Below are 23826 nucleotides of genomic sequence, written 5' to 3'. Positions count from 1 at the left end.
GCTGGTTAATTCACGGCCGCGGTTTGAGATGCCACAGTCATTCCGGATCATAAATTAATCAGCAATTTATGAATCAATTCAGCTCATGGCTTTGACTTGCGCAATCAGAAATTGCGTCAAAAGCGGCACCGGGCGGCCGGTTGAACCTTTATCCTTGCCGGATTTCCACGCCGTGCCTGCGATATCCAGGTGAGCCCAGCGGTATTTCTTGGTGAAGCGTGACAAAAAGCACGCGGCGGTGATGGTTCCGGCAGCCCGCCCGCCGATATTGGCGATGTCGGCAAAATTGCTTTTTAATAAATCTTGGTATTCATCCCATAACGGCAACTGCCAAGCACGGTCGGCGGCGAGTTCTCCGGCAGCGAGAAGCTCTTGTGCCAGCTTGTCGTCGTTGCTCATCAGGCCGGTGGTGAAATTTCCCAATGCGATGACACAAGCGCCGGTCAATGTGGCGATGTCGATCACCGCTTTCGGGTTATAGCGTTCCGCATACGTGAGTGCATCGCACAGAATTAAGCGACCTTCCGCGTCGGTGTTGAGAATCTCGATGGTTTGCCCGGACAGGCTGGTGACGACATCGCCCGGTTTTGTTGCTTTGCCGCTGGGCATATTTTCCGTGGCCGGAATAATACCGACGACGTTGACCGGCAATTTCATTTCGGCCACCGCCAGCAATGTGCCTAAAACGCTACCGGCACCGCTCATGTCGAATTTCATCTCATCCATTTCAGCGGCGGGTTTGAGCGAAATGCCGCCAGTATCGAAGGTGACGCCTTTACCGACCAGAACTACCGGCTGGTCTTTTTTGGCCGCGCCGTGATATTCCAGCGCGATCAATTTCGCCGGTTGCTCGCTACCGCGTGCGACGGATAACAACGATCCCATGCCGAGTTTTTCCATATCTTTTTCTTCCAATACGGTGACTTTAAGCTTATGAGATTTGGCAAGATCTTTGGCTTGTTTGGCGAGATACGTCGGGGTGCAGATGTTGGGAGCGAGATTACCCAAATCCTTGGCCAGATTCATGCCGTGCGCGACCGCTATACCGTGTTGCATGGCTTCTTCGCAAGCAGCCAGATGGTCGCGATTATCGATGCACAATACCATTTTGCGTAAACTGCTTTGATTGTTGTCCGGCTTACTTTTCAGTTGATCGAAGCGGTAATTGCTGCCGGCTGCGGTAATCACGGTTTGATGAACCTTCCACGCGATCGTGCGGTCTGCAACGGGGAAATCGGATAAAAACAGCGTGGCATCGGTAACCGCGGTTTTCTGCAGCGCGCCTAAAACTGCGCCGAGCACCGCTAGGAATGATTTTTCCTTGAATTCCTGTTCTTTGCCCAATCCTACCAGCAGCACCCGCTTGAACAGTGTATCCGGCACATTGTGCAAAAGGAGGGTGGTATTCGCCTTGCCGTCCATATCGCCCGATGCGAGGATATTTTTGATATAGCCGTGCGTGATTTTGTCCAGAACTTTGGCTGAATCCGCCAGTTTTCTCGATTCAAAGATACCGATGACTGCACAAGCACCGCGTTGTTTTTCCGCTGATCCTACTTTTATTCCAAATTCCACATTGAACTCCTTGTTAAGAATGCTCTTCCGAGTCATTCGCTAATGTAATGTAATTGATTGTTATAGCCGGTTATCGTGTACTTGCTTTGTTCAAAATAAGCATAGTAATGCAACTGCATGTTATGCAACATCATAGCATCAGCCCGGTTGAAAAAATGAATACTTGTATTGCTCTATCGGAAATAAGCCGGAAATGCCTGCGAATTATTACGGATAGCGCTAAAAAAATAAGTTAATATACGGTTTTTTTATAATAATGAACAATCAGCATATTATTCAACAATATATGAATATCATCTAAGATAAAGGGTAATAAGTGATTGATGATGCATTGAAAAGACGGCTGTATCAATGTACAGCGCTGCCGAGTTTACCGGCCGTGGCGGTCAAGATAATTGAAATGGCGAATGATCCGGATGCCGATATCGGAACTGTTTGTCAGTATATTTCCTTGGATCCGGTGCTATCGGCGAAATTGTTGCGCACTGCAAATACCCCGCTGTATAAGTCCCGCCGGGTGGCGACCAATATCCGGCAGGCGGTCAGTATTCTCGGAACGCACACCGTTCTTGTCATCGCCTTATCTTTTTCGCTGACGCATTCGATGATGAAAAGCAAGCTGCCGGACTCCAGCGCGGCTTTCGACAACACGATTTTCTGGCGCCGCTCCATTGCATCAGCGCTCGCCGCGCGTGCTCTGGGGGAAAAGCTTGAGCTGAATTATCTGGATGATCTATTCCTGGCCGGATTAATCCAGGAAATCGGCATCCTGGCTTTCTGGGTCATCATGCCGGAAGAATATGGCAAAGTGTTCACATCGACCTCGGATCACGATGTATTGCTCGCCACCGAACGAGAAACATTCGGTGCGGGACATGATGAGCTGGGTTACATGCTGCTGAAAAAATGGCATATTCCCGATTACATCGCATTATCCTGCATTAATAGCCATTCTCAGCCGGAACCCAAGAATCTGGGGCCGACGCTGCAATCGTGTCTGGCGGTTTCCCGTTACCTGGCCGATTATTTTCTTTTTCCGCAAGAAACGGAAAAAATGACCGCGTTGAACGAGGCGGCGCAGAAATGGCTCGGATTCGATGCGCACGTGTTGATCGACGTGATCAAAATCATGGAAGTCGGCTTGAAAGCGGTTGAAGATTTGTTCGAAATGAGCATTCACGATTCATCGGAAGCCGATGGTATCCTGTCGGAAGCCAAAGAATTATTGATGATTCACGATCTGTCCAGAATGCGGGAACTGGAAGATAAATCGCAACGCGATGGCTTGACCGGTGCCTATAACCGCACTTACTTCGATGAAACGCTGCGGCGTGAATTCAATCTTGCGCTGCAATACGATTTGCCGCTGACGATTGCGATTATCGATCTCGATCATTTCAAAAATGTCAACGACACCTACGGTCATATCGCGGGAGATTCATTGTTGGCCATGGTGGTAAAAACCGTATTCGATCAAATCCGCCAGGATGATACCTTGAGCCGCTACGGCGGCGAAGAATTTGCCTTGATTCTTCCGGGCACTTCGCTGGCGGCATCGAGAAATCTCATTGCCCGTTTAAAAGATTCGATCGCGGATATCGCGTATAAATTCGATGGCCGCAACACAATCCGCATCACCGCTTCCATCGGTGTTGCCGGTTATCAGGAAAATGCGGCGTATTTTCGGGAACCGAAAGATCTGATCAAAGCGGCCGATGCCGCACTCTATGCCGCCAAGCATGCCGGCCGGAATCGCGTTATGGAATGGAGCGAGAAAGCTTGATATTCTTTTCAGCGCTGCAACCGTTACGTTAAGACGATTGACTATCTTATGAACTTAATCATCCAAGGATTGGAAATAAACAACAGCGATCTGCGCGAGCTGGCAAAGCTAGCTCATGCCGATGGCATTGAACGGATTACCGGGCAAGCCTTCCGTTTGACCAATGCCACTCACTCTGATGCTGTCCCCGGTTATTGCGCAGAAGCCGAATTGGATTTTGCTTTTGTCGGTGCCGACAGAAAACTTGCCGATTTCCGGCTGATTGCGATGGACATGGATTCAACGCTGCTGGCCATTGAGTCGATTGACGAAATCGCCGACATGCAGCAGATCAAGCCGCAAGTCGCGGCCATCACTTTGCAAACCATGCGCGGCGAGATCAGTTTTGAAGAAAGCCTGACGCAGCGCACAGCGTTATTACGGGGTTTGCACCAAGATGCTTTGCAGCAAGTTTACGATGAAAGGGTCAAACTCAGCCCGGGCGCGGAAAGAATGCTGCAACTCGCGAAACGGTCGGGTTTGAAAACAATGGTGATTTCCGGCGGTTTTACTTTTTTTACCGAGCGTATCAAAACGAAGCTCGGATTCGATTATGCTGCGGCAAATGTGCTCGAGATTGAAGATAACCGCTTAACCGGAAAAGTCGTCGGCGACATCATCGGCCGGCAAGGTAAGGCGCACGTGCTGAGACAGGTTTGCGATGAATTGGGATTGCGGCGCGAGCAGGTCATCGCCATCGGTGACGGCGCCAACGATCTGGATATGTTGACCGCAGCCGGTGTCGGCATCGCGTATCATGCCAAACCGATCGTCAAGCAGCAGGCGACGTATTCGATCGATTATGTCGGCTTGGACGGCGTTACCAATTTATTCGCCTGAACAACAAACCGGTAAAGTATTCGATTCAATAATCCGGTTCGTACATCAACGATCGGATATAGCCGCTCAAATCTTGCGGCAACGCTTTTTCCGCCAACCCTTCAGTCATTGCCACCTGGCAAACGACGGTTGCGATCGCCAGCGAAACATCGCGCACCCGGGGTAATGCCGGATAAACCGCGCCTGTTTGAATTTCCTGTTCCGTGACCGTGCTTGCCAGCACTTCGGCGGCTGCCAGGAACATGCTTTGTGTCACCAGCCGCGCAGCGCTGGCGAAAACGCCCAGACCGATTCCCGGAAAAATATAGGCATTGTTGCCTTGCGCCGGGTTGAATACCGTATCGCCATAGCGCACGGCGTCAAACGGACTGCCGCTGGCGAAAATCACCCGTCCATCGCTCCATTGATAGGCTTGTTCCGCAGTGCATTCGGTATGCGAGGTTGGATTCGATAAGGCGATGATCACCGGGCGCTCATTGACCGCGGCCATGCGGCGCACGATGGCTTCGGTAAAGGTGCCGGCCACCCCGGTTGCGCCGATCAGCACATCGGGTTTGATCGCGCCGATCGCATCCACGAAGCTGCACGCAGTATGGTCCTGCGCAAAGGGTTTGATGCGTGCTTTGACGTTGTCAGTGGCTGTGGTGACCAATCCATTCCGGCCGATAAACCATAACCGTTTTTGCGCTTGCGGTTTACTCAATCCCGCCTGGCAAAACGCTTCCACTACCAATTCCGCAGTCCCGCTGGCCGCCGATCCGGTGCCGAGAAACATGATATTCAGATCGGCGAATTTCTTTCCGGTGATGCGGCATGAGGTGTAAATGCCCGCTAAAGTCACGGCGGCGGTGCCTTGAATATCGTCGTTAAAACAGCGTACCCGGTGACCATAACGCTCTAAAAATTCAAAGGCGTGCGGCGTCAGGAAGTCTTCAAACTGTATCACGGCGTTAGGGAAGCGCACTTGCACCGCTTGCACGAATTCATCGACCAATGCGCGATAAGCGTCGCCGCCGATGCGTGGATAGGGATAACCCAAATACAGCGGATCTTCGCGCAGTGGCACATTATTCGTGCCGACATCGAGCATGATTGGCATGCAGTGGGCTGGATGAATACCGGCGCAGGCGACATATAAAGCGACCTTGCCGATCGGAATTCCCATGCCGTTGGCGCCCAAATCGCCCAGGCCTAAGATGCGCTCGCCATCGGTTACGACGATGACGCGAATATCCTGTTCCGGCCAGTTTTTCAGAATGTCGGCAATTGCCCCGCGGTCTTCGGGCGTGATGTAGAATCCCTGCGGTTTTCTAAAGATGTGTGCGAACTCCTTGCAGGCTTCACCGACGGTCGGAGTGTAAACCAGCGGCATGATTTCTTCGATATGGTCGATCATGGTGCGGTAAAAAAGCCGCTGATTGCGCTCCAGCAATGCGTTTAAAAAAATATATTTTTCTATCGCGCTGCTTTTGCAGCGCATGTTGTCGAGCACGCGCGCTATCTGCTTTTGCATCGTGGCGACATCGTAAGGCAGTAATCCGCGCAGACCGTAACGCTGCCGTTCTGCGCGTGTAAATGCCGTCGATTTGGTGAAGACCGGGTCAACCAGCAATGCTTTACCGAATAAATTTTTCATGTTGCTCACTCCCTGTCACATAATCCCGTGGATTTTGCTGTTATCGTACGATACAAAGAAAGCCGCCTGATTTGATGTAAAGTTGGACAATCCGGATGTCCGAAGATAAACTAGTTTCTATCATAAGGTAACGGTTTTCAGCCCTGTCTGCAAAACACCGTTATAGTCCAGTTTTGTTATCATACAAATTCTTTTTTAACCAGTACTGAGGTAATTTCTATTTATGAGTCAATCACTGTTTCCAATGCCCGATCCCAATTTATACACCGAAGAAGAAATCGCAAATCTGGTTCACACATTTTACGCAAAAGCCCGGAAGGATCCGGGGCTCGGTCCGATTTTCGAAGCGCATGTCATCGATTGGGATGCGCATTTTGTACAGATGATCAATTTCTGGTCGGCGCAGCTGCGCGGCACCAGCCGGTTCCGCGGCGCACCGATGCCGAAACATATCGCTTTGCCCGATCTCAACGCGGCATTGTTTGAGCGCTGGCTGCAACTTTTCAAAGAGACAACCGAAGAACTGGGCAATCCGAACCTGCAGCAGCAAGCCAATGCCATTGCAACGTTTATTGCGGGGCGGTTGTGGCAAGGTTATCAAATGAGTAATTATCCGGATAAACAACCTGTCGCGCTTCATACTGTATAGCGTTTTATTACTTCACGGGATCGATATTGAGAAGCATCAAAAGCAAGATCATCGTTTTCTCCATTTTGGCTACGCTGATTCCTTCATTGGCGCTTGGCATACTGTCGTTTCAGCAAAACGAAACGATGATCAACGAGAATGTCACCCGTGAGTTGCGCGCTCTGGCCAATTATGCCAGCCGGGAATTGGATTTATGGATCAAAGAACAAATCCTTGCGGTCCGTGAACTGGCGACTTCTAAAATTTTGATTGAAGGACTATCGCTGGAAAATCAGTCGAAAAAGAACAAGCTCATCGCCCAACGGAAATCGTTGGAGCTGTACTTGAAGTCCGTGCATAAACGGTTGGATGCCGTGCTGGAATTAACCGTCGTCGATGTCGACGGGAAAGTGATCGCCAGTAATACGGAAACGCCTTTTCCGGTCAAGCTCTCACAAAATTGGCCGCAAGACGCATCGACGCAAGGCGAGGTGGTCGCGCCGCCGCAGTGGAGTGCCGGCTATGCAACCGCCATACTGAGTATCGCGGTTCCCATATTATCGGTGGATGACTTCATTTTGGGCGCGTTGATCGTCACTTTTGATTTGCGCGATATTCAGCCAAATTTGAAGAATAAAGTTAAATCCCCGCCCGGCGATGTTTTGTTGCTGGACACCAACGACTACATCATGCTGGCCAGCGATGTTTCAATTGTCAATCCGGATAATCCGGTCACGCTTGATCCGGCAGTATTGAAACACTTGCGCGATCACCCGGGGGAGTATGAAATATTTCAAGGGCCACGGCAGGAAAAAGTAGCGGGTTTGGCTTATGTATCGGATAAGCCGCTGATCACCATCATCGCGACCAGAAGCCATCAATTGATCTATGCTTTTTGGGAGCAGCAGCGGAATTTTTTTGTCAGCCTGATCAGTGTCATCATTCTGATCGTGGCTACGATTGCTTTTCAGATGAGTCATGCCATTGTCGTACCGTTGAGAAAATTGATTGATGCGACAGAGCGGATTGTGAAAGGCGATCTCAACGTTGAATTAGTGAACACGCAACGCAATGAGCTGGGGCAGCTGACGCAAATGTTCAATCAGATGACGGACCAGTTGCGCCGGGATCAAGCCGAGATCGAACAAGCCAGCGCCGCCATGCAGCAAAAGAACGCGTTATTGGAAACATTATCGGTAACGGACAGCCTGACGGGGTTGTATAACCGTAATAAGCTGAATGCCATCATTAATGACCAGTTGGCGCGTTATGAGCGGAACAAGCGTCCGTTTTCCGTGCTGATGATCGACGTCGATCATTTTAAAACACTGAACGATAGCCTCGGGCATGTTGCTGGCGATGAAATCATCGCCGGCGTTGCGAAAAAGATCTCGCAATCGATTCGCAACGTTGACTTTGCCGCACGTTACGGCGGCGACGAATTCATTATTATTTTGGCCGACACCGCAATCAGTGAAGCGCTGAAAACAGCGGAGCGTATTAGGGTGCATGCAGCCAGTGTGCATTGCAGCACGATCAACAAAACGCTCAAGGTAACGCTCAGTATCGGGGTCATACAAAGTGAACCGGAAGATAGCTCGCTCACCATACTGTTATCCCGGGTCGATGGCGCTTTATACGAAGCCAAGCGGGCCGGACGCGATCAGGTTTACAGCGTATCGCCAAAATCCGCAACATCAGAATAGCTTAGACCAAGGAACCCTGAAGAAGGCGGCGATCGTAAGCGATCTATGATAGATAGTGCTCGAAAATTCACCTCTCACGAGAGGTTATTTTTCATACGCTTTAACTTCAGCCGCCTTGCCTGGCCATCGCTTGCTTCCTTTTTCAGAGCTTCCTAAGGATTGTGATTTTTACCTACCTCAAGACCGGTATTGAGAACCCAGCCTTGTTTTTCATTGACTTGAACACGCAACCATGAACCTTGGCTGGCATTGGCGATGACAGCGGTATTTTTTTTCAGCGTGGTCAGTAATTGTGCATGAGCGCTGGGCATTTTGCGTAAATTGACATTCGCTTTGGTGTGTAATTTGATCGGTGTATGAAATTCCAGCAGCGCACTATTCTCATCTATCGTTTTCTTGTGATTGGGAGTGGTTATCAAACTGATTAACTGCTTGGCCTGGGTAATATAATTCATAGCTGAAGCATATTGATCTTTTGCAAACAGCACCGAGGCTGCATCGATCAAATGCTTAGCCTGAATTTGCAGAACCTGATCTGCCGGAGAAACTTTTGTTTGTTTCAGGTTTGCCAGCGCTACTTCGGTTTCCGCAATGGCGGAAGCGGTGCCGGGTTTGGTTGCAAGCCGGTGTAATTTTACTTGCGTCCGAGTGGCTTCCTTATTCACTTCCTTAAGTGCGAGTGCTTGATTTTTCTGGCGTATTTGTTGATTCTTGATCAGCTCGTCTTTTTCCGCGAGCAATTTCTCCAAACGGGCGATTTCTTTGCGTAAATTTTCTTCCTGCGAAGAAGTGACGGGTGCTGTTTCAATAACCGGAGCGGGAACTTGCTCCTGGGATGCGCATCCGGCAAAAAACAGGGCAATAATGCCGGGAATCAGCAGATTTGATGATGAACGAACATTTTTACCAGGGTGACATGATGGCGTATCAAATCGAAACTTTACCGTTTTATTGTTCTGCAATCCTGATTGATTCAGCATACTCTCTTCCCGGTAGATTTACCGCTGTGTCCGTATCGGACTGATCATACGTATATTGTGATGCGATCGGTTTCAATTGATAGAAAAATAGGATCCACAATCAATTATTTTATAATCCGGTCAATTAAGCGCGTACATGAAACAAATCGCATCAAAATCAAGTTTACTGAAGAATCGAGCGGTTTTCCAGGTATTCAGCATACCGGAATGACGGAATTCGCAGTATGCATTTTTATTGTTTCAAAATACAATGCCGCTGTGTCGGTATAAAGACAATGGGTCAAGCTTTCTATTCTACAGAGTTTCCAAGCGCATTTTTTGTACGGAGATGATATGTATCAGCAAATATTGGTGCCGATCGACGGTAGCGCAATATCCGAGCGTGCATTGGACGAGGCGATTAAATTTGCCCGGCAGCAAAACGCGCGTGTGGAAGTCGTGCATGTTTTGGAAGATATTTGGTATTTCGATAGCGAAAATTATCTGAATTATGCTGAGCTGGTTCATGCGATGAGAGGCAGCGGTGAGAAAATGCTCGCACAAGCGCAAACAAAATTGCAGCAAGCCGGGGTAGCGGTCGAGGCAAAATTGCTCGAAACGCATGGTGAGCGAGTGGCCAATATCATTACGGCCGAAGCAAAAAATAATAAGGCGGATCTAATCATGATCGGTACGCATGGCCGCTCCGGTTTTAGTCATATGCTGCTGGGTAGCGTGGCGGAAGGGGTGGTGCGCACCGCGCATATTCCCGTGCTGCTGATTCGCGGCGGCTGATATTGGCTGCACGGTCATAGCCGGAAATCAGATCGTAGAATCTCTCATTTCAAGAAGTCGCATTATGGAAAATTATGAAGCTTTGTTAACAACGATCGCCCTGATGATGGGGGTTTCCTGGGCGAGCGGCATCAATCTGTACGCGGTTCTGCTGGTGCTGGGCTGGGGTGGTTCGACCGGTCATATCGATTTGCCCGCGGAGTTGACGGTTTTGGAAGATCCCTTGGTGATCGGCGCTGCCGCAGTGATGTATTTCATCGAATTTTTCATCGACAAAATACCGGGAATGGATTCCGTTTGGGATTCCATCCAAACCTTCGTGCGCATTCCGGCTGGGGCTATGCTAGCGGCTGGCGCGGTGGGCGATGTGACGCCGGCATTGGAAATTGCGGCGGGTATTTTGGGCGGCGGCATGGCGGCGACAAGCCATATGACTAAAGCGGGGACACGGCTGTTGATCAATACATCGCCCGAGCCTTTTACCAATTGGTCGGCGTCGCTGACAGGAGATTTTCTGGTATTTTCCGGCATGTGGGCCGCACTCAAGCACCCGGAAATCTTTCTTATATTGCTGATCGTTTTCATCGGCATTGCCATCTGGCTGTTGCCCAAGTTGTGGCGCCTGATCAAAGTGATGTTCAGTAAAATAGGAAAGTTTCTTGGCTTGGTGAAAGCAAAGCCGGTTACGCCCGATGAACCAGGTACGCCCCTTATGCAGAAACATTATCACTTATCGGCCTTGGAGCGATTGCAACAATTGCGGGACACAGGCGCGCTGACGGAACAGGAATTTGAGCAGCAAAAAGAGAGAATCCTGCAAGAAAGCAATCATTGACCGGCCTGATCGATTGGTAAACTCACGATACGTAATTTTACTCATTTAAATCCTTATGCCGCGCCGCTGGGATATTTTTTGCATGGTTGTCGATAATTTCGGTGACATCGGGGTTTGCTGGCGACTGGCAAAACAGTTGACACAGGATTATCGTCAAATTGTGCGGTTATGGATCGATGACTTGTTGTCTTTTTCCCGTATTGCGCCCGATGTAAATCCCGGCATGCAGCGGCAAAGCGTGCAGGGGATTGAAATCTGTCAGTGGCAACCGGTGTTTGCGGAAGTTGAGCCGGCCGACGTGGTGATTGAAGCATTTGCCTGCAAATTGCCGGATGCTTACATCGCGGCCATGCTGCGCAAGAGAAAGCAACCGGTTTGGATCAATCTAGAATACCTCAGCGCCGAGCCTTGGGTGGTGCACTATCACGGCCTACCTTCGCCAAATCCGCGTTTTCCCCTAGCCAAAACATTTTTCTTCCCGGGTTTTGTGCCAGGCACCGGCGGGTTGTTGCGGGAAAAGCATTTGATGGCACAACGGGAAGCGTTTGATGTTGCGGCGGAGCAAGCATTTTTGCAGCAACACAAGATACTTGAACGCCGCGCCCATCAAGTCCGTATTTTATTGTTTTGTTACGACACTGCGCCAATCGAAGGGTTAGTTCACATATTATCCGAGTCTCCGGTTCCGGTTTTGTTGATCGTGCCGCAAGGAAAAGCCGCGGAGCGTATTGTGGCTTTATCGGGGCGTGCAGCGGTGCGGACCGAGGGATTGATCGAACAGAAACAATTAACGGTGCAAATCATTCCATTCATGGCGCAAGCCGATTATGACCGGTTGCTGTGGAGTTGCGACATTAATTTTGTGCGAGGGGAAGATTCCTTCGTGCGCGCGCAATGGGCGCTTAATCCGTTTATTTGGAATATTTATCCGCAAGCGGAAGGCGCGCACTGGAAAAAATTGTATGCGTTTCTTGATCTCTATACCGTGGACATGCCGCCGGAAACGGCATCTGCGGTGCGTGAAATGTGGCTTTACTGGAATGGCGGGAATGGAATAAATAATGCTGTCTGGATGAACTTCCTGAGCTTGCGCGAGTCTCTGACGCAGTGTAATAAAAAATGGGTGCAGCGGTTAGACGAACAAGCCGATCTTGTATCCAATCTGGTGCAATTTACTGAAAATCAGCTATAATTCGCCCCTTTTGGTTTGCTGCTGGCAAGCGCAGAAAACACATCAACTATGCTTTAACTTCATTTGGGAATTGATAAAGATATGAAAACCGCAATGGAACTCCGCTCAGGTAACGTCGTGATGGTAGGGAATGACCCCATGGTCGTGCAACGGGCAGAATTTACCAAATCCGGCCGCAATGCATCGGTGGTTAAAATGAAACTGAAAAATTTGTTTTCCAGTACCACGACGGAAACAGTTTACAAGGCGGATGAAAAATTCGATTTGGTCGTTCTCGATAAAAAAGATTGTACCTATAGTTACTATGCCGATCCGCTCTATGTTTTCATGGATGCTGACTATAATCAGGTGGAAGTGGAAGCGGACAATATGCAGGATGTCCTGAATTACCTGATAGACGGCATGGAAGATGTTTGTCAGGTAACATTTTACGATGGTAAAGCGATTTCCGTTGAATTACCTAATACGATCGTGCGCGAAGTGGAATATACCGAACCTGCGGTGCGAGGCGATACCACCGGAAAAATTATGAAGCCGGCCAAACTGGTGGGAAGCGGTTTTGAAATCCAAGTTGCCGCCTTCGTGGAAATCGGCGACAAAATTGAAATTGATCCGCACAACAACGAATTCAGAAAGCGTGTTTGATCGCCGGATTGGATTGGTAGGGAAGCTCTGAAAAAGGTAATGAGCGACGTGGGTCAGGCAAGGCGAAATCAGGCGAAAAAGCGGAGTTTACGATGGGTAAATGAGCATTTTGAGCCTGGTTTCAACGCAGCATGAGTTTTTCAGAGCTTCCGTAGGTAAAAAGGTGGCTATGCCACCTTTTTTATTGGGAATTAAACAGCGACAACCCGAATGTCGGGTTCGATGGTTTTCAGCATGTTTTCAATCCCACGCAATGTACCGGATATCGAACTCGGGCATGTGCCGCACGCGCCTTGATAATGGATGCGCAGAATATTGCCTTCCAATCCTAAGATATGCAAATCGCCACCGTCACTTTGCAAATACGGGCGAATTTCTTCATCCAGCAAAACATTAATTTTATCCAGGCGTAATTGATCTTCCGAGCTGAGATTAGCCAGCTCGTTATTGGCAGCAGCGACAGTCTCGGCGGACTGGGCGGTGGCGGCCGGAGCTGCGCGGATAGGATCGGCAATTTCACGCGCCAGATCCTGCCAATTGGCTTCACCATCTTGCGTGACGGTGATCCAATGGTCGATATAAAAAACATTGGTAACGTGATCGATATCGAACAGCGCGGAAGCCAGCGGATCGTCTTTGGCGGCTTCGGCGTTATCGTATGAGCGTGCAATTCCCCATGTCAGCGGTTCCTTGAGGATGAATTTCAAGGCATTCTTATTCGGCGTACCTTCAATATCAGCAATTTTTGGCATTTTGATTTTTCGTAATATTGAATCCTGCGGTTAATCGGTAAAACAATTTTGAGTGGTAATAGGGGATTGACTCAACATAGTTACGGCGGATCGAATGTTGGATGCATTTGCCAAACTAAGCATTATCCGGCATCGCAGGAGCGGATTCGTCGCTTTCAGTCGATGCGCTGGTGATTGAATTTAACGCGGCGTGCAAGGTGTGCCACGGTAAAATGGCGCATTTAACGCGCGTGGGCAGATCCCGTATGCCGGAAAAAACCGTCAACCGGCCCAGGTGATGCGGTTGATTGATATCCAGCTTTCCTGTGGCTAATTCGCGAAACTCATGAATCAGTGTTTCCGCATCGGTACGGGATTTTCCCTTGACTGCAGCCGTCATCATCGAAGCGGATGCTTTACAGATGGCGCAGGATTCGCCCTGAAACGCAATGTTATTAATCTGATCATTGTCCAGTTGCAGCGTAATATCCAAGCGGTCGCCGCACAACGGATTATGTCCGGTGGCATGATGATTGGCATGATCCAGCTTACCGTAGTTGCGCGGCTTGCGGTTATGGTCAAGGATGACTTCTTGATACAGTGAATTGGTATGCATTATAAAAAAATCTTTTGTACGGTTTTAATGCCGGCAGCCAAGGCGTCGATTTCTGCTTTTTTATTGTAAAAAGCAAATGAAGCGCGCGAAGTGGCCGGCACATTAAAGCGTTGCATAATGGGTTGCGCGCAATGATGCCCGGTGCGGACGGCGATGCCATCCTGATTCAAAATGGTACCGACATCATGCGGATGAACGCCATCGATGGTGAAGGAAATTACCGCGGTTTTTTCTGCCGCAGTACCTATGATTTTGACACCGGGCATGGCACTGAGACATCCGGTTGCATATTCAAGCAAACTGGATTCATAAGCAGCGATGTGCTCGATTCCGATGACCGTCAAATATTCAATCGCGGCGCCAAAGCCGATCGCAGCGGCTATAGGCGGTGTGCCGGCTTCGAATTTGTGCGGAATCGTATTGTAGATCGTCTCCTCAAAAGTGACAGAGGCAATCATGTCGCCGCCGCCCTTGAAAGGTTGCATTGCTTCAAGCAAAGCTGCTTTGCCATAGAGTATGCCGACCCCGGTCGGGCCGCAGAGTTTATGTGCGGAAAAAGCATAGAAATCGCAATCGAGTGCTTGTACATCGATAGGGATATGCGGCGCCGCCTGCGCGCCGTCGATCAGCACCGGCACACCGTGACGATGCGCGAAATCGATCATGCCCTTGATCGGATTGATCGTACCCAGCGCATTGGATACGTGGATGAGACCGACAAATTTGGTGCGTTCATTGAAGAGTTTTTCATAGTCATCAATTTCAAGCTCACCGTTATCATTGATCGGGACCACGCGGATTTTTGCGCCTTTCTCGTTGGCCAGCATTTGCCAGGGCACGATGTTGGAATGATGTTCCATCATCGTCAGAATGATTTCATCACCTGCCTTGATAAATTTCCGTCCATAACCATGCATCACCAGATTGATGGAATCGGTTGTTCCGCTGGTGAAGATCACTTCCCGGTCTTCGCGCGCATTGATGAATTGCTGCAACTTGCAGCGCGCATTGTGATATTCCATCGTGGCGACTTCGGACAGATAATGGACAGCGCGGTTGATATTGGCGTGTTGCGTCGTTTGATAACGCACCAATCGATCGATAACCTGCTGCGGCATTTGGCTCGAGGCTGCATTATCCAGGTAAATGAGGGGCTTGTCGTCAATCTTGAGTTGCAGAATCGGGAAATCGGCACGAATTTTTTCCCAATCAAAGCCGGAAGAGATCTTAGGTTTCAAAGAGGTAGTGACTGGATTCATGTTCAGTTGCTTTGCGTTTGTTCGAGCACCGCTTGTGCGAGTTGCTGCCTGAGCGATGTTACCGGGATGCGGTCGATAATTTCAGCGCCAAACGCATAGGTTAATAAATTGCGCGCAGCTTTTTCCGACAAACCGCGGCTACGCAAATAAAAGATTTCTTCCGGATCGAGTTGCCCAACCGTTGCGCCATGCGCGCATTTGACATCATCGGCGAAAATTTCCAATTGCGGTTTGGTGTCTACTTGCGCGGTCTTACTCAGCAGTAAGTTGCGGCTGGATTGTGACGAATTGGTGCGCTGCGCATGCGGGCGCACGATGATTTTTCCATTGAAAACCGCATGCGCCGTATCATCGGCGATGCATTTGTGTTGTTGACGACTCGTGCCATTCGGTTTGCTGTGATCAATGCAAGTATGTGTATCCGCCAGTTGACGATCCGAGATCAAGGTCAGTCCGTCAATAACGCATTCGGCTGCTTCATCGGTTAAGCGGACATCCAGGTTATAACGTGAAATCCTCGATCCCAGCGAGATGCTGACCGATTGATAATGGCTGGCATGCGCCAGTGCGACAGCGCAGTTTGCAAAATGGAAAGCTTGCGCGCTTTCTCGTTGAATCCGAATATGCTGCGCGTGAGCGTTGCCAGCCAGGCTGATTTCCGTGGTGGCATTGGTAATGTAAGCGGCTTCTTGCAGCGCTACATAATCTTCGATCAATGTGATTTGACTGCTGCATTCTCCGATTAATAAACAGCGCGGATAACTGGTAACTTCACGCTGCGTTGCGATGAACAACACGTGAATGGGATCGGCGATGACGGTATTTCGAGGTGCGATAATTACTGCGCTATCGCGCAAAAAAGCAGTGTTCAATGCGGTGAACACATTCTGATCAAAGCGTGCGTACTGACCCAGATGAGATTCCAAGGCTGATGCATGCGTGGATAAAAGTGCAGGCAAGTTGCCGATCACGAGAGCAGGATTGGTGATGACCGATAATTGCGGCGAAAAATAACCATCAATGAATACCAAGCGGCTTTTTACTTCATCCAAGAACAAATGCTGAATATCTTGAATTTGTAAGCTTACGTCCGGTTGAGACGGCCGGTAGGGGAGAGTGGTCAGCGGTGAAATATCGGTGAAGCGCCATTCTTCATCACGCTTGGTCGGTAATTTCTGTGTACTGACACGATCAATGGCTTGCGCTCGCAATTGGTTCAGCCAAGATAGTGATTCGGCAGGTTTTGCCTGCCAGGATTTCAGCAGGCACTCGAGGTAATCCGTACGGGTTGCTTCGCTCATCATGCATTCGCTCCGGCCATCGCTTGTGCGTCAGTACCGATCCAGTCGTAACCGCGTGTTTCCAATTCCAGTGCGAGTTCCTTGCCGCCGGTCATTACAATCCGTCCCGCCTGCATGACATGCACAAAATCGGGTACGATATAATCCAACAGCCGCTGATAATGGGTAACCAGAATTGTGGCATTGTCTTTATGGGTGAGCCGGTTGACGCCACTGGCAACGATTTTCAGCGCATCAATATCGAGACCCGAGTCGGTTTCGTCGAGTATACTCAGTTTAGGCTCCAGTAACGCCATTTGCAGGATTTCATTACGCTTTTTCTCGCCGCCGGAAAAACCTTCATTGACACTGCGATCGAGAAAATCAGGCTTCATTTCCAGCAACTTCATTTTTGCGCGCACATAATCGTCGAATTCCAGCGGATCCAATTCCTCTTTGCCGCGTTGTGCTTGCACGGTATTGTAAGCAAGGCGCAGAAACTGTGTGTTGGCGACTCCCGGAATTTCGATGGGATACTGGAAAGCGAGAAATAAACCAGCGCGAGCGCGCTCTTCGGGCGGCAATTCCAGCAAATCTTTACCTTCAAATTGAATGGTTCCGCCGGTTACTTCATAGGATGGATGTCCTGCAAGCACTTTTGAAAAAGTACTTTTACCCGAGCCGTTTAAGCCCATGATGGCGTGAATCTCTCCACTTTTGACCGTCAGATCGATACCTTTGAGAATTTCAGTGCCATTGATGCTGGCGCGTAACCCTTGAACTGAAAGAATAGTTGAACTGTTTTCAATAATCATCCGACACTTCCCTCCAGTTTGAAGCTCAGCAGCTTCGTGGCTTCAACAGCGAATTCCATCGGCAATTGCTGGAATACGTCTTTACAAAAACCGTTGATAATCATCGAAACAGCTTCTTCCGCGCCGATGCCGCGTTGCGAGAAATAGAAAAGCTGGTCTTCACCGATCTTTGACGTGGATGCCTCGTGTTCAACTGTGGCGCTGTTATTGTGTACTTGAATGTACGGAAATGTATGTGCGCCGCATTGATCGCCGATCAGCATGGAATCGCATTGCGAATAATTACGAGCGCCTTCGGCAGTCGGAGCGATGCGCACAAGCCCGCGATAGCTGCTGTTTGAGTGACCTGCGGTGATGCCTTTGCTGACGATAGTGCTGCGGGTATTTTTTCCGATGTGAATCATTTTTGTACCGGTATCCGCCTGTTGATAATTGTTGGTGACGGCTACGGAATAAAACTCACCGACGGAGTTGTCGCCGCGCAAAATGCACGACGGGTATTTCCATGTAATGGCCGAGCCGGTTTCCACTTGTGTCCAGGAAATGCGGGAATTATTACCTTTTGCCAATCCTCGTTTGGTGACAAAGTTGTAGATGCCGCCGACGCCTTTCTCATCACCGGCATACCAGTTTTGCACCGTTGAATATTTAATATCCGCATTATCCAATGCAATCAGCTCAACCACGGCCGCGTGCAATTGATTGGTATCAAAGCGCGGAGCGGTGCAGCCTTCGAGATAGGAGACAGAGGCACCCTCCTCAGCGATGATTAAGGTTCTTTCAAATTGCCCGGATCCTTCGGTATTAATGCGGAAATACGTGGACAAATCCATCGGGCATTTGACACCCTTGGGAATGAAACAGAAAGAACCATCGGTGAATACTGCGGAATTCAGGGCTGCAAAATAATTATCGCCAACCGGAACGACAGTTCCCAAGTATTTTTGCACGAGTTCGGGATGCGTATGCACCGCTTCCGAAATAGAGCAGAAAATGATGCCAACTTCCGCCAGTTTTTGCTTGTAAGTGGTGGCGACTGAAACGCTGTCGAAAATGACATCGACAGCCACTCCGGCCAGGGCCGCGCGTTCGTGCATCGGGACACCGAGTTTTTCAAACGTGCGCAACAATTCGGGATCGACTTCATCCATGCTGGCCAGTTTTTTCTTTGGCTTCGGCGCTGAATAATAGCTGATATCCTGAAAATCAATTTTGGAATAGTGAACATTCTGCCATTCAGGTTCGGCCATGGTCAGCCACTTTTCGTAGGCTTTCAGACGGAATGACAAAAGCCATTCGGGTTCATTTTTTTTCGCCGATATTAACCGGATAATGTCCTCATTTAATCCCTTGGGTGCAATATCGGATTCGATATCTGTAACGAAACCATGCTTATACGGTTGATTAACCAGACTTTGCAATACTGCGTTCATTTGGTTTATTCCTTTTTTAGTATCTTTTGTTTGAAACTGACAACTTAAAATCTTGAACTGCCAAACGTCTGGCTAGATTAATTCTTCAACGAAAAGTCATTGAAATTTTCAATAATTAAAACTTGCTGGCGATCTCTTTTACGCTAAAACTGTCACCGCAGCCGCAGGTATTATCAATATTGGGATTGATAAACTTGAAATAGCAATTGAGACCTTCTTTGGTGAAATCAATTTGAGAACCATCGAGATAAGGTAAGTTGCTTGTGTCAACAACGATCTTAGCTTCATGGGACTCAAATAATTGATCATTTGATGTCATCTCATCTGCATAATCAAAAGTATAAGAAAATCCTGAACATCCGGACTTCTTGATTCCGACACGCAACGCAAAGCCTTTCCCACGTTTCGTAAGCTGCTGCCGGATATGCTTTGCGGCATTTTCAGTTAAGGTAATCGACATAACAGTTCAACCTTCTCAATTTGAGATAAAAAATCAATATACAACACTTCTGTTTTATATATTCTGTGGCGCCGGATAGGCTTTAGATACAAACAAAACCGGCAAAAATTCGACACAGATTAAAATAAAATGTTCTATAAAGTTATCGTGATCTCATGGCAAATTGAGCTATTTTAACCAACATGCACCCAATTTACGCAGCAGTTGTTTCACGCATATCAATAAGTGGAACGATGGTTTGGTTTTGCTGATTCATTTGATTGTCAACCAATTCTTTTAATGTAACCGCGCCAAGATATTCAAAAATAAGTTCGTTTAATTTCGCCCACAAATCATGGGTCATGCATTTGCTATCATTATGGCAATTCTCCTTACCGCCACATTGTGTGGCGTCAATAGGTTCGTCGACAGCAAGAATAATATCCGCTATTGATACTTTGTCTAAATCTTTTGCAAGACAGTAACCGCCCCCAGGACCGCGCACACTGTCCACAAGTTCAGATTGACGCAATTTAGCGAATAATTGCTCTAAATACGATAGTGAAATTTTTTGCCGCTGACTGATGTCCGCAAGCGTGACGGGGTGATTGCTTTTTTGCAATGCAAGATCTAATAGTGCGGTTACTGCAAACCTTCCTTTCGTTGTTAGTCTCATGATTGACTCCTTTTAAGAATCGAGTGGGTTATTCTTATCAGTGTAGTATTCGTGCGAATAATACCTGATCAATATAGTCAACTATACAATACCCGATTGATTTGGTCAACTATAAATCTGTTGATTGTAAGTTTTTACTGACTTATTTAAGTTTAAACCGAATAATCAGTGAGATAATAAAAACATTCGAGAGAATTAGATGAAAAAATTTAATTATTTGAAAAGACTACAAACAGAACTAATTTGGCTATAATCATCAAGCTCTAAATTAGCCAGAGGGTAAGAAAAGAGTGATCAGTTGTGCTAAATGGTCAGCTTTTAATAGTTTTTTGATGGCGGAATAATTTATATTTCTATTTTAATTGTGCGTTACTAGGGAGAAAAATATGAGTATGGAAAGTGAGTTTAGAGTGAGATTCGGAGGTTTTTGGAACTCCCTCATTTTGCTCTTTGTGATTATTGTTTGTCTTCGCTTTTCAAGTCTTGAGTTTGCAGATGAAAACTTAACCAAGAGAGTATTTAGTGCCCTGCATTTATTCTTAGGGTGTATTGCTACCGGTGTTTTACTGGGCATATTAAAAATATTTTTGGCGTTTTCCAATCAAACTTATACACGTGCACCCGCATCGGCAAATTTTGCGCGCGGCCTTAAATATGGAATAGTTGCCGGCGGCTTATTAATATTGATTGTTGGCATCTTGCAACTAAATAATTTTTTGGGAGTATTCCAACCCATGGTCAACGGATTACTGGCAAAATTAACGGCTATTTTTGTATAGGTACAAAAACTGTAAGCAGAGGGTCAGATAACTGACTGACCCTCATTCATTTGATCTCGCCGCTCCAAAAAAATTTTTTAGCGTAATTAAGTAGCATTCTTTGAAACTAAATACCTAATAAGCATTATCTTTTTTGAAGACGATCCAAACGGTTTTGAAGATGATCCAGAGGTCGAGCCAGATGGACCAGTTTTTGAGGTAGTAGAGGTCGTGCTCGATGCGTGCTTTCATTTTTTCCAGCACTTCGGTTTCGCCGCGCCAGCCGTTGACCTGTGCCCAGCCGGTGATGCCGGGTTTGGCCATATGGCGCAGCATGTAACCCTTGATCAGTTTGCGGTAGAGCTCGTTATGCGCCACTGCATGCGGACGGGGGCCGACGATGCTCATTTTGCCCTCCAGCACATTGAAGAACTGCGGCAATTCATCCAGTGACGTGCGGCGCAGGAAGCCGCCGATTTTGGTCAGGCGCTGATCGTTTTGCCTGGCTTGCTGAATATTGGCGCCGTCTTCGGTGACTGTCATGGAGCGGAACTTGTACACGATGATTTCCTCACCGTTGAGACCGTAGCGGCGCTGCTTGAAGATCACCGGGCCGGGCGAGGTGAGTTTTACCGCCAAGGCGATGCACGCCATCACCGGCGACAGCAAGATGATGATCAGCAAAGCCAGCACAAAATCGCTGATACTCTTCACCACGCCGTCGACGCCGATGAAAGGCGACTCGTTCATGGCTACCACCGGCGTATCGCCGATGTATTCGAAACGTGCTTGCATCAAATCGAAGATATAAATATCCGGCAGGAAATAGATCGAAGACGTGGTATCCGGCAACTCATCCATCAATTTCTGGATGCGCGGCTGCGACGACATCGGCAGACTGATGAAGACCATCTCGATATTATGTTTCTGGATGTACGGCACGACATCGTCCAATCCGCCCAAGCGCGAACCGAAGTCATCCGGTCTGACGACAGCCGCGGCAAGATCAACCGGCTCTTCCGCTTGCGAACCGAAATGGCCGGCAATGCGCGAACTGCTGCGCTCATCAAAGAACCCCTGATAACTGATCAGCAAAAAGGGCAGCTCGGCGATATGCCGGATGAACGATAAACTGTTTTCATTGGCGCCGATCACGATCGCCAAACGCAATTTGCCTTTATTGTATAAACCGGCGACGATGCTGCGCACTATGAGATGGCTGGCAATCAGCATGAGCGGTGTGACGATGAACCAAGTCAGCAAGACTTGCTTGGAGAATTGATTGTGAAATTTAGTGGCGTAACCGAGAAATACCAAAATGGCGATAATCACCAGCCAGCCCATCACCGTATCGCGCACATAAGCGAGCAAACGCCCCTTGCGCCAATTGCGGTAAATGAGAATGCGCTCGTAAATATAGGTGGAAATGAAAAAGGTGATGATAACCAGCACCAGGTAATAACTAGTGAAATCTTCATCGTACAACCAGGCGGTCAGAATCAGCATGCTCCAGATGATGAAAGGATCGAGCAAGTGCTTGAAAAAGGCTACGATGGGTAAATCGTTGACTGTCATTGTTTTCCGTACGTGTACTGCAGATTGATATTGGCGCCGTTGGCGTTGAATCCGCCGAGAAAGTAATCGGTCTGCAAATCGTTATGATAGGCGGAAGCCATCACTTGCAAGCCGGGATAGGGCGTATAGACGAGTTTTACAGTGGCATTGCGGACCGTATTGCTGACACCCAACGGCAAAGCGGTGTCGGTCAGCGCCGAGAAACGGTCGAATTTCATATGCTGGTAAGAGAAATCCCCCTCAAGTCTTACTTTTCTTGTGATATTCCATGAAGGCGCAACACTGACTCCGGTATTCAGACTGAAGCTGGCGGTCAGCATCAGCATGGCCGCAGTCTCACGCCATCCGGTAACCGTCAAGCCGATCTTGTCGGTAGGTTGCCATTGATAGATCATACGGGCATTGAAACCGCTGAAATTACGCGCTGTAAAACTTGCATTGGTGCGTTCCACCCATCCACCCGTACCGTAGAGGCGCGATTTTCCGGATACCACCCAGTTGATCTTGGCCAATGCTTCCTTTTGATTATAGCTGTTGTCGGTGAGCGAACCGTCCGGTGCGCGCACCAGAATCGGGAAATCGCCGAAAGTGTCGCGAAAGACCAACCCCACGGTATTTCTGATCGATGTGACATAATCGATTCCGCCTTCAAAGCGATCTTCTATCCGGTTAAGAAAACGCAAGGTGGCACTGTTCGTATTCAGATCATAGCGGGTATAGCCGCCGTTCAGGCGCCAACTGGGATGCAGGCTCCAGCTGGCATTAAAAAACTCGGTTTGCTCGGTCCTGATATTTTTTAAACCCGGCTGAAACATAAAAGGCGTGAGCGATTGCACATAGCTTGCCCCCATATTGCCGTCCAGGCGGTTGCCGAGAAACCAACGCCAACTGCCGTTGAAGTTTTTCAGATTGTTGTTCATTTGATCGAATCTTTCAAAGCGCGTATGCGTCCAGTTTAAATTCGCATTGAATTGCTGCCGTCCGATTTCTTTATTCAGCAACACGCCGCCGGTAAAACGATGCGACATATCAAAAAGGTTATTCGTTCCCAGCGCCGTCGTAGGCATTTTGTCGCGGATGCGCAAGATGTTGTCATCGGCGGTGAAGCTGTAACTGCCGTAAGGTTGCACGAGCTTGCCAAAAACCGCAGCAGACGCCGTGGAGCCGAAAAGCAGCAGTAAAACACCCGTGGAAATCAATGCCTGCAGCCGGACAAGTTGTGAAGGGCGGATTGCGATGCATGTAATAGACTGAGTGGAGCGAGTAAATGTAACTTCCATGAATTGATGTTTCATTAACTTGAGATTCTCAGAGTTTTCCGTAGACAAAGATCAAGCGGTTGGACAGAACCTGTGTTTTCCATAACATGTTCTCATAAAATGATTTTGAACAACACTTTTTCCACTCTAAAAAACACTCTTTTACCTCTCCCCCTTCCCTTATTCGATATTTTTAACATTTGATTTATGAACCGAAAAGGAAACCGAAGTGAAGTATCGATCGTGTACTGCAAAAATAATTCCGATTGGGACTACGGCATCCGGGTGCAATAAGATTAGCCGGAATGCTATAAGCAAAGAAAAGTTGATACTTAATTAATGCAAAGCTGTT

At 48.3% G+C, this 23826-nt stretch carries 22 protein-coding genes; 9 read left to right on the top strand and 13 right to left on the bottom strand.

The annotated features are described in order from the left end of the window. Positions 1-78: 78 nt before the first annotated feature. On the bottom strand, positions 79-1575 hold the full coding sequence (locus tag HRU77_02630; GenBank protein QOJ19693.1) for a leucyl aminopeptidase: 1497 nt from the start codon (positions 1573-1575) through the stop codon (positions 79-81). A 316-nt stretch (positions 1576-1891) separates the two neighbouring features. Here HRU77_02630 and HRU77_02625 point away from each other — a divergent pair, with 316 nt between their 5' ends. Together HRU77_02625 and serB are read left to right on the top strand one after the other, a co-directional pair. After that, positions 1892-3358: a GGDEF domain-containing protein gene (locus HRU77_02625; protein QOJ19692.1), complete on the top strand. Its 1467-nt coding sequence runs from the start codon at positions 1892-1894 to the stop codon at positions 3356-3358. A 48-nt stretch (positions 3359-3406) separates the two neighbouring features. Continuing rightward, positions 3407-4237 (top strand): phosphoserine phosphatase SerB, encoded by an 831-nt coding sequence (serB, locus tag HRU77_02620; protein ID QOJ19691.1) that lies wholly within the window; start codon positions 3407-3409, stop codon positions 4235-4237. A gap of 25 nt (positions 4238-4262) precedes the next feature. On the opposite strand, the gene HRU77_02615 is transcribed toward serB, so the two are convergent. Further along, positions 4263-5873 carry an NAD-dependent malic enzyme gene (locus tag HRU77_02615; protein ID QOJ19690.1) on the bottom strand — a complete coding sequence of 537 codons (1611 nt, stop codon included), beginning with the start codon at positions 5871-5873 and terminating at the stop codon, positions 4263-4265. 223 nt (positions 5874-6096) lie between these two features. Between HRU77_02615 and HRU77_02610 the strand changes: the two genes are divergently transcribed. Together HRU77_02610 and HRU77_02605 are read left to right on the top strand one after the other, a co-directional pair. After that, a complete protein-coding gene (locus tag HRU77_02610; protein QOJ19689.1) occupies positions 6097-6522 on the top strand; it encodes a group III truncated hemoglobin in 426 nt (141 codons plus the stop codon). Between the two features lie 62 nt (positions 6523-6584). Further along, on the top strand, positions 6585-8207 hold the full coding sequence (locus HRU77_02605) for a diguanylate cyclase (GenBank protein QOJ22039.1): 1623 nt from the start codon (positions 6585-6587) through the stop codon (positions 8205-8207). 152 nt (positions 8208-8359) lie between these two features. Here HRU77_02605 and HRU77_02600 read toward each other — a convergent pair whose 3' ends face one another. Beyond that, complete coding sequence (locus tag HRU77_02600; protein QOJ19688.1) at positions 8360-9187, bottom strand: SH3 domain-containing protein; 828 nt, start codon at positions 9185-9187, stop codon at positions 8360-8362. Positions 9188-9520: 333 nt separating this feature from the next. On the opposite strand from HRU77_02600, the gene HRU77_02595 reads away from it, so the two are divergent. From HRU77_02595 to HRU77_02580, 4 genes are all read left to right on the top strand, one after another. Then, positions 9521-9961 (top strand): universal stress protein, encoded by a 441-nt coding sequence (locus tag HRU77_02595; protein QOJ19687.1) that lies wholly within the window; start codon positions 9521-9523, stop codon positions 9959-9961. A gap of 64 nt (positions 9962-10025) precedes the next feature. Continuing rightward, positions 10026-10796 carry a DUF4126 family protein gene (locus HRU77_02590; protein ID QOJ19686.1) on the top strand — a complete coding sequence of 257 codons (771 nt, stop codon included), beginning with the start codon at positions 10026-10028 and terminating at the stop codon, positions 10794-10796. A 55-nt stretch (positions 10797-10851) separates the two neighbouring features. Further along, positions 10852-11988 (top strand): elongation factor P maturation arginine rhamnosyltransferase EarP, encoded by a 1137-nt coding sequence (earP, locus tag HRU77_02585; protein ID QOJ19685.1) that lies wholly within the window; start codon positions 10852-10854, stop codon positions 11986-11988. A gap of 81 nt (positions 11989-12069) precedes the next feature. Continuing rightward, the gene (locus tag HRU77_02580; protein QOJ19684.1) at positions 12070-12633 is read left to right on the top strand and encodes an elongation factor P; all 564 of its coding nucleotides are present in this window, start codon (positions 12070-12072) and stop codon (positions 12631-12633) included. A gap of 191 nt (positions 12634-12824) precedes the next feature. On the opposite strand, the gene HRU77_02575 is transcribed toward HRU77_02580, so the two are convergent. From HRU77_02575 to iscR, 8 genes are all read right to left on the bottom strand, one after another. Beyond that, positions 12825-13385, bottom strand: a complete 561-nt coding sequence (locus tag HRU77_02575; protein ID QOJ19683.1) for a NifU family protein — start codon at positions 13383-13385, stop codon at positions 12825-12827. A 115-nt stretch (positions 13386-13500) separates the two neighbouring features. Next, positions 13501-13980, bottom strand: a complete 480-nt coding sequence (locus tag HRU77_02570) for an SUF system NifU family Fe-S cluster assembly protein (protein ID QOJ19682.1) — start codon at positions 13978-13980, stop codon at positions 13501-13503. Next, the gene (locus HRU77_02565) at positions 13980-15239 is read right to left on the bottom strand and encodes a cysteine desulfurase (GenBank protein ID QOJ19681.1); all 1260 of its coding nucleotides are present in this window, start codon (positions 15237-15239) and stop codon (positions 13980-13982) included. Before HRU77_02565 ends, HRU77_02570 begins: the two co-directional genes overlap by 1 nt. A gap of 2 nt (positions 15240-15241) precedes the next feature. Continuing rightward, complete coding sequence (sufD, locus tag HRU77_02560) at positions 15242-16540, bottom strand: Fe-S cluster assembly protein SufD (GenBank protein QOJ22038.1); 1299 nt, start codon at positions 16538-16540, stop codon at positions 15242-15244. After that, complete coding sequence (gene sufC, locus HRU77_02555; GenBank protein QOJ19680.1) at positions 16540-17334, bottom strand: Fe-S cluster assembly ATPase SufC; 795 nt, start codon at positions 17332-17334, stop codon at positions 16540-16542. Before sufC ends, sufD begins: the two co-directional genes overlap by 1 nt. Next, the gene (gene sufB, locus HRU77_02550; protein QOJ19679.1) at positions 17331-18767 is read right to left on the bottom strand and encodes a Fe-S cluster assembly protein SufB; all 1437 of its coding nucleotides are present in this window, start codon (positions 18765-18767) and stop codon (positions 17331-17333) included. The genes sufC and sufB overlap by 4 nt, the downstream gene beginning before the upstream one ends. 115 nt (positions 18768-18882) lie before the next feature. Next, entirely contained in the window at positions 18883-19227 is a 345-nt protein-coding gene (locus tag HRU77_02545) for an iron-sulfur cluster assembly accessory protein (protein QOJ19678.1), read from the bottom strand. A gap of 193 nt (positions 19228-19420) precedes the next feature. Then, positions 19421-19882 (bottom strand): Fe-S cluster assembly transcriptional regulator IscR, encoded by a 462-nt coding sequence (iscR, locus tag HRU77_02540; GenBank protein ID QOJ19677.1) that lies wholly within the window; start codon positions 19880-19882, stop codon positions 19421-19423. 386 nt (positions 19883-20268) lie between these two features. On the opposite strand from iscR, the gene HRU77_02535 reads away from it, so the two are divergent. Beyond that, positions 20269-20661 carry a hypothetical protein gene (locus HRU77_02535; protein ID QOJ19676.1) on the top strand — a complete coding sequence of 131 codons (393 nt, stop codon included), beginning with the start codon at positions 20269-20271 and terminating at the stop codon, positions 20659-20661. A gap of 114 nt (positions 20662-20775) precedes the next feature. Here the strand turns inward: HRU77_02535 and HRU77_02530 are convergent, their stop codons facing one another. Beyond that, a complete protein-coding gene (locus tag HRU77_02530; GenBank protein QOJ19675.1) occupies positions 20776-22215 on the bottom strand; it encodes an undecaprenyl-phosphate glucose phosphotransferase in 1440 nt (479 codons plus the stop codon). Further along, a complete protein-coding gene (locus tag HRU77_02525; protein ID QOJ19674.1) occupies positions 22212-23510 on the bottom strand; it encodes a hypothetical protein in 1299 nt (432 codons plus the stop codon). Before HRU77_02525 ends, HRU77_02530 begins: the two co-directional genes overlap by 4 nt. Between the last annotated feature and the right edge of the window lie 316 nt (positions 23511-23826).

The organism is Gammaproteobacteria bacterium (genome assembly GCA_015709615.1).
Classification (GTDB): domain Bacteria; phylum Pseudomonadota; class Gammaproteobacteria; order Burkholderiales; family Nitrosomonadaceae; genus Nitrosomonas.
The sequence above is the reverse complement of the archived record's forward strand: the minus strand, read 5'-3'. Positions and strand labels throughout refer to the sequence as shown.